Here is a 12,356-nt window from a genome sequence, read left to right on the forward strand (position 1 = left end):
GCTGCGGGGCCTTGCCCATGAACCGCTACCTGGCAGTCAAGCTCGGAGAAGCGCTGCTCGCCATCTGGGGTGTGGTGACCATCGTGTTCTTCGTCAGCCGCGTGCTGGGCGACCCTGCGGTGCTGCTGCTTCCGGTCGGAGCCGACCAGCAGGAGATCGACGCGCTAAGGATCTCCCTCGGCCTCGATCGGCCGATCCTCGAACAATATGCCGTTTCCATGTTCGCGATGCTGCGCGGAGATTTCGGCATCTCCTTCCAGCATACCCGCCCGGCGATGGATGTCGTCCTCGAACGCATGCCGGCGACCGTCGAGCTTGCCGGGACCGCGTTGCTGTTCGGTACGCTGATCGGTGGCGCCGCCGGCGCGGTTGCCGCCTTGAAGCGCGGCACCATCTCCGAATTCATCGTCATGATCGCGGCCCTGCTGGGGCAGGCGACACCCGTTTTCTGGCTCGGCATCATGCTGATCCTCGTCTTTTCGGTCGATCTCGGCTGGCTGCCGACCGGCGGCTCGGGCACGATCGCCCATCTGGTCCTGCCGGGGCTGACGCTTGCGGTCTTCGTCTCCGCCTCCATTGCCCGGCTTTTGCGGTCGTCGCTGCTCGACATCATGCGCGAGGACTACGTCCGCACCGCCCGCGCCAAGGGCCTCATGCCGCGCACGGTATTTTTCTGGCATATCGCCCGCAACGCGCTGATCCCGGTCGTGACGATGATCGGCATCATCGCCGGTGAATTGCTCGGCGGTTCGGTAGTCATCGAGACGGTGTTTGCCTGGCCGGGCGTCGGACGCATCATCATGCAGGCGATCCAGGCCCAGGATTTCCCGGTCATTCAGGCGGGTGTCGCTCTCGTCGCCGCTATCTTCATCCTCATCAATCTGCTGGTCGACCTGCTCTATGGCGTGCTCGATCCGCGTATCAGCCGACAATAAGGGGGGCGGTCCATGAAGTCCTTCTTCCTCGCCCTCCTGAAAAGCCGCGCCGGACTGTTCGGCTTCGTTCTCGTCGCGGTCTTCGTCCTGGCCGCGCTGCTTGCACCCTATCTCGGCCTGCCGGTCCCGACGCGCTCGAACCTCGTCGCCCGCATGGCGGCCCCTACCTGGACGGGGCTTTTTTCGCCGGGCGCCCATCCGCTCGGCACCGACGAGCTCGGTCGCGACATCCTTTCGCGCATCGTCTACGGGAGCCGGGTGACGCTGACGATCGCCACGGCCGCCGTCGTTCTCGGCGGCATCGTCGGCACGCTTCTCGGCATCGTCGCGGGCTATTATCGCGGCATGGTCGATCGTCTGCTGATGCGCATCGTCGATATCCAGCTCGCCCTGCCTCTCATGCTGCTCGCGCTTCTGGTGATCGCGGCGCTGGGGCCGTCCACCACCAACCTCGTCGTCGTGCTCGCGCTGACGAGCTGGTTGCGTTACGCGCGCATAATCCGCGGTCAGGTTCTGGCACTGCGGGAGAGGGAGTTCGTGCTCTCCGCGCATGCGATCGGGGCAGGGACCTGGCGCATCATGATCAAGCATCTCTTGCCGAACGTCCTGACGCCGGCGCTCGTGATTGCGACCCTGGAGCTCGCCCGCATCATCATCATGGATGCGGCTCTATCCTTCCTCGGCCTCGGCGTCCAGCCGCCGAACCCGAGCTGGGGCCGCATGCTGGCCGATGGCCGCGTCTACATCTCGACGGCCTGGTGGATCGTCACCTTCCCGGGCGTCGCGATCCTTTTGACCGTGCTCAGCGTCAACCTCTTGGGGGATTGGCTGCGCGACTATTTCGATCCGAAATTGAGGACCATGCGATGAACAAGATATCCCCATCCAGTCTGCCGCCTCGCGTCGGACGCCTCAAGGCGGGCATGGCGAAACAGGACGTCGATGTCATCATTTCATTCAAGCCGGAAAACAGCTTCTATTTCACTGGTTTCAACCCGATCATCTATTCGCATCCGGTGATTGCCATCCTCACGCGTGACCATGATCCGATCATGCTCGTGCATGCGCTGCGCGACGATCATGGCCGGGCGAGCGCCTGGGTACCGGACATTCGCCTTTATGGCGTATGGTCCACCAAGGTGACGATGGGGCCGAACTGGCAGGATGCGCTTGCCTCCATCCTCGGCGATCTCGGCGTTGCCGCAAAGACGGTCGGCATCGAGGAAGAGTTCGTCTCGATCCAGCGGCTCGGCCAGCTTCACAAGGCCTTGCCGGACGCGAAGTTCACCGATGTCAGCCATCTCATCGACCATTGCCGACTGATCAAGGATCCCGACGAGATCGCCCAGGCACGCATTGCCGCGAAGATCGCCGACCTTGGCATGGATACTGCGGTCGAAACGCTGGCGGCGGGCGGAACGGAGCGGGACGTCGCGGTCGCCTCGATGCACGCGATGAACAGGCTCTGGGCGGAAAACTATCCCGATGTGGAAGTCTGTGATTTCGGCTCACTGGAGGGTGGCGTTCAGAACGGCCTCTGGACCTGGGTGCTCTCCGGCCCGCGCATGTTCTTCAATTGCGACAACCCCACCCAGCGCAAGCCGCAGCGCGGCGAGGCGGTCTCTGTTCTCATCTGGACGATCGCCAACGGCATCCATGCGGAAAACGAGCGGACAGTGGCCATGGGGCCGCTGCCGGAGGTCAACAGGCGGGCGCTCGACGCCATCCTCGAGATCCGCGAGGAGGTCGATGCGATCATCAGGCCCGGGACACCCTACAGGGACCTGTTCGAGAAGACCCGTGAGGGCCTGAAGAAGCGCGGCTACGGTGCCAACATTCCCGGTCGCATCGGCCACGGAATCGGGCTCGGCGCCCATGAGCATTCCTCGCTCGACGCCAATTCTTCGTTGGTGCTGGAGCCGGGCATGATCTTCACCTTCGAGCCCAATATCCGTGTGCCCGGCGTTTGCGCCACACAGATTTCCGACACGGTTCTCATGACCGAAACCGGCCGCGAATACCTGACCCGCTCCGCCGGCGGCTACCTGGAGGTCTGAACGTCCGATGGCTCCGCTGCTCGAGGTCCGCAATCTTACCGTCGCGTTCGACACGCCATCCGGCACGGTGCATGCCGTCAACGACGTGTGCTACACCCTTGAGGAGGGCGAGACCCTTGGCATCGTCGGCGAATCCGGTTCGGGCAAGAGCGTGCATGCGCTTTCGATGGTCGGGCTGATCGCCACCCCACCGGGCCGCGTCGTCAGCGGCGAGGTGATCTTTAACGGTCGCGACCTGCTGAGACTCTCGCAACGTGAGCTTTTCGAGGTGCGCGGCAAGGAGATCGGCTTCGTCTTCCAGGACCCGATGACCTCGCTCAACCCGGTGCTGACGATCGAGCGGCAGATCGCCGAGCCGCTGCGCCGGCACTTCGGCATGACGAAGAGCCAGGCACGGGCGCGGGTGATCGAACTTCTTGAACTGGTCGGCATTCCCGATGCCGCCCGCCGCGCCCGGCAATATCCGCATGAATTTTCCGGCGGCATGCGCCAGCGGGTGATGATCGCCATCGGCATTTCCTGCAACCCGAAGCTCCTGATCGCCGACGAGGCGACGACGGCGCTCGACGTCACCGTCCAGGCGCAGATCCTCGATCTCGTCCGCGATCTGAAACGCAAGATCGGCACGACTGTCATCTGGATCACCCACGACATGGGCGTGGTCGCCGGGTTGGCCGATACAGTGCAGGTCATGTATGGCGGCCGCATCATGGAGCGTGGCCCGGTTCGTTCCGTTTTCCATGATCCGCGCAGCGCCTATACCTGGGGTCTCCTGAAATCGCTTCCCCATGGCGGCCGGCGCGGTGTCAACCGGCTCTATCAGATTCCCGGCAATCCACCCGATCTGACGAAGGAGCCGGTCGGCGATCCTTTCGCACCGCGCAATCCCTTCGCCACGGAGCGGTGCAGGTTGGAAACGCCGCCGCTTGTCGATGCTGCCGACAGCACTCCCGGCCATCAGGTGGCGGCCTGGTACGACCTGCGTGCCGAGCTTGCGCGCATGGAGGTACAGGCATGACCGAACCTCACGCCACCCCTCTCGTTTCCGTCAACCGGCTTTGCAAGACCTATGGCGGCGAAGGAAGGCTGTTTGGGGGCCGAACGGTTGCGCTCAAGGCCGTCAACAATGTCAGCTTCGACATTGCGGCCGGCGAGACGCTCGGCCTCGTTGGCGAATCCGGCTCCGGCAAGAGTACGACCGGACGCGTGCTACTTCAGCTCGAGGCACCGACAAGCGGCGACATTCTCTTCAGGAACAAGAACATCACCGGTCTTTCCAAGGCGATGCTCAAGCCCTACCGGCGCGACATGCAGATCATCTTCCAGGATCCCTATGCCTCGCTCAATCCGCGCATGACGGTCGGCGAATTCGTCGCCGAACCGCTCGACGTGCACGGGCTTGCCGGGGCGCGGTCGGAGCGGCAGGACCGGGTCGCATCGCTCTTCAAGAAGGTCGGCCTCGACCCCTCGTTCATGAAGCGCTATCCGCACGAGTTTTCCGGTGGGCAGAGGCAGCGCGTCAACATCGCCCGGGCGATTGCGCTCAATCCGGCCTTCATCGTCGCAGACGAGCCGATCACTGCGCTCGACGTGTCGATCCAGGCGCAGATCGTCAACCTGTTCCAGGACCTGCAGGACGAGCTGGGGCTGACCTACCTCTTCATCGCGCACGACTTGTCGATGATCCGCTACCTCTGCCATCGGGTCGCGGTGATGCTGCGCGGCCGTATCGTCGAGATCGGACCCTGCGAGGCGATCTTCGAGAATCCGCAGCATCCCTATACGAAGGCGCTCCTTTCGGCGATCCCGGTTCCCGATCCGGATATCGAGCGCAACCGCCGACCCATCGCTTTTGATGTCAATGCCAACCTGTCGCCCGAGGAAGCCTCGCTACGGGCGGTCGGGGATCGGCACTTCGTCCTGGGAGGTTAGCGCCATGCACCTGTTCGCGACCCATTTCGGAACCTATGAGGTCGGCTGTGACGCGAACGGGAAACCGCGGCTCCTGCCTTTCCGGCATGATCCCGATCCTTCGGAAATAGGGCTTGGCTATCTCGATCTTGCCGATCATCCCGAGCGCATCCGTGCACCCATGGTGCGGCGTTCCTGGTTGGAGAATGGCCCGCTTGCCGGCACGGGCGTTGGTCGGGGCAGGGAGGGATTCGTCGCGGTAAGCTGGGACGAAGTCGCAAGCCTGATCGCCGATGAATTGCGGCGTGTTCGCTCCACCCACGGGAACCAGGCGATCTTCGGCGGCTCCTACGGTTGGGCGAGCGCCGGCCGTTTCCATCATGCGCAAAGCCAGCTCAAGCGGCTTCTCAATCTCGCCGGCGGCTTCGCCTCTTCGGTCAACAGCTATTCCTACGGCGCGGCCGGTGTACTGCTGCCGCATATCCTGGGGAGCGACTATAAGGACGCTTGCGATACATCACCCTCCTGGAGCGACATTGCGGAGAATTGTGAATTGCTCGTCGGCTTCGGCGGCTTCCGGTTGACCAATGCGCAGGTCGAGGCGGGCGGCACCGGCAGCCACCGTGCAGTCGAATGGCTGCGCCGCTGCCAGGAAAGGGGCGTTCGCATCGTCGTGTTCAGCCCGGCGGCAAGCGATGCGCCCTTGGGCCCGAATGTCCGGCACGTCCCGATCCGCCCGAACACGGACGCGGCCGTCATGCTCGGCATGTGCCACAGGCTGTTGACCGAGGGATTGTTCGATTGCGAGTTCCTGAAGCGCTGCACCACGGGCTTCGGAGAGTTCGAAAGCTATCTGGTCGGGGAGAGGGACGGCATTGCCAAGGACGCGGCCTGGGCGTCGGCAATTTCCGGCGTACCGGCCGAGACGATCATCGAAATCGCCGAAGACCTGCACGACCATCGCAGCCTGATCAACGTTGCCTGGTCGCTGCAACGCGCCCGTTTCGGTGAACAGCCGTTCTGGGCGGCGATCACGCTTGCTTCCATGGCCGGCCATGTGGGCAGGAAGGGCTGCGGTTTCGCCTTTGGCCTGACCGCTGTCAATGCCGTCGGCCAGCCGGTACGCCGGCTGAAGGGGCCGGCGTTCGAGCAGGGAATGAATCCCGTTCGCCATTTCATCCCGGTCGCGCGCATCACCGAGCTTCTTGAAAATCCGGGCGGGCGGATCGACTACGACGGCCAGGCCCTCGAACTGCCCGATATCCGGCTTGTCTGGTGGGCAGGCGGCAATCCGTTCCATCACCATCAGGACCTCAATCGTCTTGCGGAAGCCTTCCGGCGCCCGGAAACGGTGATCGTCACCGAGAACATGTGGACTGCGACGGCGAAGATGGCGGACATCGTGCTTCCTTCGGCCTTTCCATTTGAGCGCGATGACGTCGCGGCCTCTTCGCGCGACAACTGGCTGGTCTACAGCCGGCGCGTCATGGAACCGCCGGAAGGGGTGCTCGCAGATCATGAGGCTTACTGTCTGATCGCCGATAGGCTCGGCTGCCGCGAGGCGTTTGATGAAAACCGCTGCGTCGACGACTGGCTGGCACATATCTATGAAGGTTACCGCGAGCGCTATCCCGAACTGCCCGACTTCCAGTCCTTCCGCTTGCGGGCCTTTGCGGCCCTGGACGAAGGGGAGGAGGCACCGGCGCCCGCCGATCATTTCCGCCGCTTCCGGAACAACCCCGAAGGGTCGCCGCTGAAGACGCCGAGCGGCCGCATCGAGATCGCCTCCGGCACGATCGGCAAATTCGGCTATCCCGATATCGGCTCGCATCCCGCCTGGAGGGAGCCGGAGGAATGGCTCGGTGCGCCGCTTGCGTCGCAACACCGGTTCCATCTTCTTTCGCCGCAGCCAGCGCACCGCCTGCATGGGCAGCTTGAATATGGTCCCGCCAGCCAAAGCGCCAAGCTGAAGGGGTACGAACGGTTCACGTTGAGCGCCGTGGATGCAAGGGGGCTCGCCGTCGAGGATGGCGATCTTTGCGAACTCTACAACGACCGGGGCCGCACGATCGCAGCCGTGACGATCGACGAGGGCCTGATGCCGGGCGTCGCCGTACTGCCGACCGGCGGCTGGTTCCACCCGAATGGTGACGGCGTCGATCATGGCGGCAATCCGAATACGCTGACGCCGATCACGGCCGCTTCCCGCCTGTCTCAGGCGACCGCACCGAATTCCTGCCTGGTTTCGATCCGCGCATGGCACGGACCGGGATCGGAACAACAGCATGAGGACTGAATGCATGGATCAGATTGATATCCTGTCGGGGATAAAGCCGGGTTCCGAACTGTACCGGATCCGCCGTAAGCGGCCGGACTATGTGGAAGGGACGGAACTGTGCCGTCAGACGGTGCTGGAGCCCGGCCACGGATTCGGCATCGGCCATGCCATGCGCGCAGCACTCGCCGCTCGCATGGCGCGGCTGATCGGCCGGAATGATCTGGCGCGGACCTACGACCTGATGGTGGAGGAGGCCGGTGGCGACGAGACGCTGGCGGCGATCGCTTCCGCCGCCGGACTTCCGGCGGATGCGGATATCTTCACACAGGCGCTTGTCCGCCATGCCGATCTCGTCACCAAAACGCCGCGTAACAACACCAGGGCCGATATCGAGCGTCTCGAAGCCGCCGGACTTTCGAACCCGCAGATTATCGCGCTCTCCGAGCTGATCGCCTTCGTCAATTTCGAGGCGCGGGTGATCGTCGCCCTGGAAGCGTTGGAGCCGGTGGCATGAGTGCGTCGCGTTTCAAGGTCAAGGCGCTCGCCTGGGCGCCCTATATCGAGCCGGTCGATGTGGCGACCGCCACGCAGGAGCAGCTTGCGGCCATGCAGGTGACGCCTTCCAACACCAAGGTGTCGCCCTACGTGCGCACGCTCGCGCACGACCCGGAATCCTATGTGGCACGGACGAAACTCTTCAATGCCATCATGTACGCCAAGGGAGGACTCGACCGGGCCGAACGGGAACTCGGCGCACTGGTCGCTTCCGCCGTCAACCGCTGCGTCTATTGCGCCTCCGTTCACGCGCGCCGCTACGTGGAGCTTTCCGACCGTTCCGACGTGGTCGAGGAAATCTACATGCGCGGACTCGACGGTCCGTTCGAACCGAAGATCCAGGCAATCGTCGATTTCTGCAGGACGCTGTCGGAGACGCCCTCGCATGTCGGCCAGGATCAGGTGCAGGCGCTACGCGACCACGGCCTCTCGAAAGCCGAGATCGTTGACCTCATCCATTCCGCAGCGATCTTCGGCTGGGCCAACCGCCTGATGCACACGCTTGGCCATTCCACGCCGGTTGACGGCCGATAACTTGAACAAGGAGAGTACCATGAACGCCATATCGACCGAAAATGCTCCAGCCGCGATCGGGCCCTATTCGCAGGCTGTCCGGCATGGAGATCTGCTGTTCGTCTCGGGGCAGCTTCCGATCGATCCGTCGACCGGTAATTTCAATTCTGACGATGCCGTCGAGCAGATGAAGCAATGCCTGAAGAATATTGCAGCGATTGCCGAAGCGGCCGGCACCGATCTGTCGAAGACGATCAAGACCACGATCCTGCTGACCGACCTTTCCGGATTTGCGGCGATCAACGAGGCCTATGGCGCCGCGTTCTCCGCGCCCTATCCGGCGCGTGCGACCTTCGAGGTCTCGGCCCTGCCGAAGGGCGCCAAGGTCGAGGTCGAAGCCGTCATCGCCATTCCTGCAAAGGCCTGACCCATGTCGGAGACGCAATCCTGCCCGTCCTGCCCGCCGGTGATGCGGTTGCCCGAAAGCGAGGATCGCGACTGGGCGCGGCACGCGATCGGGATATTGCAGGGCGATGGCCGCCGCTCGGCCGACACCCATCTGGTCAACCCGGTCTTCAAGGGTTTGAAGGGCATCTCGATCTACCTGAAGGATGAGTCGACCCATCCGACCGGCAGCCTGAAACACCGGCTCGCCCGTTCGCTCTTCCTCTATGGCATCTGCAATGGCCGGATCCGGAAGGGCACGACGCTGGTGGAAGCCTCGTCCGGCTCGACCGCGGTCAGTGAGGCCTATTTCGCGCATCTTCTCGAACTCCCCTTTATCGCGGTGATGCCGCGCTCGACGAGCCGCCAGAAGATCGAGGCGATCGAGCGCTTCGGCGGGCGCTGCCATTTCGTCGAAAGCCCCGGCGAGGTCTATCACGTCGCCCAGCGCCTGGCTGAGGAGGCAGGGGGCTACTATCTCGACCAGTTCACCTATGCGGAGCGGGCGACCGACTGGCGCGGCAACAACAACATCGCCGAGAGTATCTTCGAGCAGATGCAGGCGGAGCGTCATCCACAGCCGGCCTGGGTGGTGATGAGTGCTGGCACCGGTGGCACCTCGGCGACGATTGGACGCTATATCCGCTACCGGAACTTCCCGACGAGGCTTTGCGTCGTGGATGTCGAATATTCCGCCTTCTACGATGCGTATTGCTCCGGCGACGTGAACGTTACCTGCGAGAGGCCCTCGCGCATCGAGGGGATCGGACGGCCGCGGGTCGAACCGTCCTTCATTCCGGGCGTCATCGACCACATGATCAAGATCCCGGATGCGGCGTCGATTGCGGCCATGCACGTCCTGTCGGAGCGGCTGTTCCGGCGGGTTGGTGGTTCGACCGGCACCAATTTCTTCGGGTTGTGCTGGATCGCGGGCTGCATGATGGCGGCCGGGGAGGAAGGCTCGCTGGTCTCGCTGATCTGCGACAGCGGCGACCGCTACACTTCCACCTACTACAACCCCGACTGGCTGAAGGAAAACGGCATCGACATCGAGCCGCACAGGCAGATGATCGAGACCTTCCTCGATACCGGAAAATTCGATCCGCTTATTCTCAAGGATACGCGATAGAGGAAAGTCCGTTCCTTGCGAATAAGAATAAGTGAATGAAAAATAATAATATTTTTGAAACCAGAAGGAGACGGAACATGGATAGGAAACTGATATCTGCGGCGGTCGCCGCCTTTTCGCTGAGCGCCCTGATGTCGACCACGGCGCTGGCCGAGGGCAAGACGCTGACGATCGGCATCACCAATACGATCAACACTTTCGATCCGCACATGACGGCGTCGGTCGGCACCGACCTGAGCCTGCTCAGCCATATCTATCCGTCGCTCGTGCTGCGCGCGCCGGACATGAAGATCGTGCCCTCGCTGGCCACCGAATGGAAGAGCGTCGATGACCTGACCTGGCGGATCACGCTGCGTTCCGACGCGACGTTCAACGATGGGGAGAAGATCGATGCGGAAGCGGTGAAGTGGAATTTCGACCGCGTCCGCGACCCGGCGCTCAACGCCCGCATCAAGGCGTGGTTTGCGCTGATCTCCGACGTCAAGGTCGTCAGCCCGACGGAGCTGGAGATCAAGACCAGCGCGCCCTATCCGGCGATGATCGAGCAGCTCTCGATGTTCTTCCTGCTTCCGCCGAAATGGGCGGTGGCGCACAAACCGGCAACCGAGACGGCGTCGGGAGGTCCTTACGTGCTGAGTTCCGTCAAGCCGGGCGAAAGCTTCACGCTTGATGCCAATCCGAAATACTGGGGCGGGAAGCCTGACTTCGACCAGGTTGTCATCCGCGTCATCCCCGAACCGGCGAGCCGCGTCGCGGCCCTTCTTGCCGGTGAAGTCGATTTCGTGAACTCTATCCCCACCACCGAAATCCAGCGCATCAAGGACAATGGCAGCGCCCAGGCCGGCGCCGTGCCGAGCACACGCACCGTATTCATCAAGTTCAACACGACAAAGCCGCCGCTCGACAACAAACTGTTCCGCCAGGCCCTCAACTATGCGGTCGACAAGGAAGGTATCGTCAAGGCCATCTTCAACGACCAGGCCGAGATCGCCCGCTGCGAGGTGATGTCGAAGACATATTTCGGCTTCAACCCTGATCTGAAACCTTATCCCTATGACCCGGACAAGGCCGCCGAACTGCTGGAGCAGGCGGGCGGCGCCCCTTCCGAACCGATCGAGTTCGACGTTCCGAGCGGAACCTATCTCAATGGCGGGGAAGTGGTGCAGGCCGTCGCAAGCCAGCTCGAGGAGATCGGCGTCAAGACAAAGATCGTCGAGATGCAGTTCAGCGCCTACATGGACAAGTATCTGAAGACGAAGCAGCTTGCCCCTTTGAGCCTGCTCAGCCAGGCCTGGCCGACGATCGACGCCGACGGTCTCCTGACCTTGTTCGCACCGGGCAACATCTACGCCTATTGGGACAATGCCGATTTCGGCAAGGCACTGGCGGATGGCCGTTCGACCATGGACAAGCCCAAACGCCAGGAGGCCTACAAGAAGGCGACCGAGGTGATGTGCGACGAGGCGCCCGCGCTTTTCCTCTACACGCAGCCGGCAACCTTCGGGCTTTCCAAGCGCATCACCTGGACGCCGCGCGGCGACGACTGGGTCCGCGCCTTCGACATGAAGCCTGCCAATTGATGATCCCGCATCCCGCGCTCCTATGGCGCGGGATGCCTACCAGATCGAGGACAATCCATGCCGACAGTGACCCTGAACAACGCCGCCTTCGTTTACGACGATATCGGCGATCCGGATGCGGAAACCATCATCGCGCTACATGGGGGAAGGGGCATCGGCGACCGCCGCGGCGAATTCAACGCCTACAAGCCGCTGTCGGATAAGTATCGCCTGATTGCCTACGACCAGCGCGGATGCGGCGAGACCAGCATGACGCCGCCCTATACGTTCGAGCAATTGGCGGATGACGTCGAAGCCTTTCGCGTGAACCTGTGCGGCGGCCGCAAGATCATCCTGGAGGGAGGTTCTTTCGGCGGCATGATCGCACTGACCTATGCCGTCAAATATGGGCATAACCTTTCCCGGCTGATCCTGCGCGGCACGGCGGCGAGCTATCATCACGAGAACGACGCGATGGTGGTGTTCAAGGAGCGTCTCCACAAGGCGACGAGCGCCTCGCTGTCGATGCTCGACAAGATGTTTTCCGACAAGGTGAAGGACGATACGGAGCTTCGTCTCATCTGGCTCGCCCTGCAGCCGCTCTATTATGAGAAGTTCGATCCGGATGCCGCGCTGGAACGGACCCGCACCATGCACCTGCATGCGGAAACTCATAATGCGCTCTTCAAGGAACGGCTCTACGACCTGCGTGATCGCCTCAAGGACATCCCTGTGCCGACGCTGGTTATCTGCGGTGCGGAAGACTGGATCTGCCCTCCCAACCATTCCCGGTTGATCGCCGAGCGGACCCCCAGGGGCGAGCTTCTCGAAGTGCCGGGGGCGAACCATGCGGTGCATGCTGAGGCAAATGGCGTTGTCGTTGCGGCAATACGGGAGTTTCTAGAACGGACCGCAGCCTGAAGGGGGCAAGTTGATGGCCTCCCATCCATGGTGTGAAGCGGCAAGCGGCGGTAT

Annotated in this window: 12 protein-coding genes; all 12 read left to right on the forward strand. The window is 62.8% G+C overall.

Annotation, left to right across the window (positions count from 1 at the left end; translation table 11 throughout):
* The first annotated feature begins 17 nt into the window (after nucleotides 1-17).
* The 12 genes from J2046_RS13535 to J2046_RS13590 all read left to right on the forward strand — a co-directional run bounded on the left by J2046_RS13535 (nucleotide 18) and on the right by J2046_RS13590 (nucleotide 12,302).
* Nucleotides 18-935, forward strand: coding sequence for an ABC transporter permease (locus J2046_RS13535; RefSeq protein WP_210052565.1), 918 nt, complete (start codon nucleotides 18-20; stop codon nucleotides 933-935).
* Between the two features lie 12 nt (nucleotides 936-947).
* Nucleotides 948-1,805, forward strand: coding sequence for an ABC transporter permease (locus tag J2046_RS13540; protein WP_210052566.1), 858 nt, complete (start codon nucleotides 948-950; stop codon nucleotides 1,803-1,805).
* Entirely contained in the window at nucleotides 1,802-2,992 is a 1,191-nt protein-coding gene (locus J2046_RS13545) for a M24 family metallopeptidase (RefSeq protein ID WP_210052568.1), read from the forward strand. The genes J2046_RS13540 and J2046_RS13545 overlap by 4 nt, the downstream gene beginning before the upstream one ends.
* Before the next feature lie 7 nt (nucleotides 2,993-2,999).
* Nucleotides 3,000-4,010, forward strand: a complete 1,011-nt coding sequence (locus J2046_RS13550) for an ABC transporter ATP-binding protein (RefSeq protein WP_210052570.1) — start codon at nucleotides 3,000-3,002, stop codon at nucleotides 4,008-4,010.
* Nucleotides 4,007-4,924, forward strand: coding sequence for an ABC transporter ATP-binding protein (locus tag J2046_RS13555; RefSeq protein ID WP_210052572.1), 918 nt, complete (start codon nucleotides 4,007-4,009; stop codon nucleotides 4,922-4,924). The genes J2046_RS13550 and J2046_RS13555 overlap by 4 nt, the downstream gene beginning before the upstream one ends.
* A gap of 4 nt (nucleotides 4,925-4,928) precedes the next feature.
* On the forward strand, nucleotides 4,929-7,199 hold the full coding sequence (locus tag J2046_RS13560) for a molybdopterin-dependent oxidoreductase (RefSeq protein WP_210052574.1): 2,271 nt from the start codon (nucleotides 4,929-4,931) through the stop codon (nucleotides 7,197-7,199).
* Between the two features lie 4 nt (nucleotides 7,200-7,203).
* Nucleotides 7,204-7,695, forward strand: a complete 492-nt coding sequence (locus J2046_RS13565; protein WP_210052577.1) for a CMD domain-containing protein — start codon at nucleotides 7,204-7,206, stop codon at nucleotides 7,693-7,695.
* Complete coding sequence (locus tag J2046_RS13570; protein ID WP_210052579.1) at nucleotides 7,692-8,270, forward strand: peroxidase-related enzyme; 579 nt, start codon at nucleotides 7,692-7,694, stop codon at nucleotides 8,268-8,270. Before J2046_RS13565 ends, J2046_RS13570 begins: the two co-directional genes overlap by 4 nt.
* A gap of 19 nt (nucleotides 8,271-8,289) precedes the next feature.
* Nucleotides 8,290-8,676, forward strand: a complete 387-nt coding sequence (locus tag J2046_RS13575; protein ID WP_037150271.1) for a RidA family protein — start codon at nucleotides 8,290-8,292, stop codon at nucleotides 8,674-8,676.
* Between the two features lie 3 nt (nucleotides 8,677-8,679).
* Nucleotides 8,680-9,822 (forward strand): PLP-dependent cysteine synthase family protein, encoded by a 1,143-nt coding sequence (locus J2046_RS13580; protein ID WP_210052581.1) that lies wholly within the window; start codon nucleotides 8,680-8,682, stop codon nucleotides 9,820-9,822.
* A 77-nt stretch (nucleotides 9,823-9,899) separates the two neighbouring features.
* Nucleotides 9,900-11,402 (forward strand): ABC transporter substrate-binding protein, encoded by a 1,503-nt coding sequence (locus tag J2046_RS13585; RefSeq protein WP_210052583.1) that lies wholly within the window; start codon nucleotides 9,900-9,902, stop codon nucleotides 11,400-11,402.
* A gap of 57 nt (nucleotides 11,403-11,459) precedes the next feature.
* Complete coding sequence (locus J2046_RS13590; protein ID WP_210052585.1) at nucleotides 11,460-12,302, forward strand: alpha/beta fold hydrolase; 843 nt, start codon at nucleotides 11,460-11,462, stop codon at nucleotides 12,300-12,302.
* Nucleotides 12,303-12,356 lie beyond the last annotated feature (54 nt).

The sequence above is a fragment of the Neorhizobium petrolearium genome, assembly GCF_017873175.1.
Classification (GTDB): Bacteria; Pseudomonadota; Alphaproteobacteria; order Rhizobiales; family Rhizobiaceae; genus Neorhizobium; species Neorhizobium petrolearium.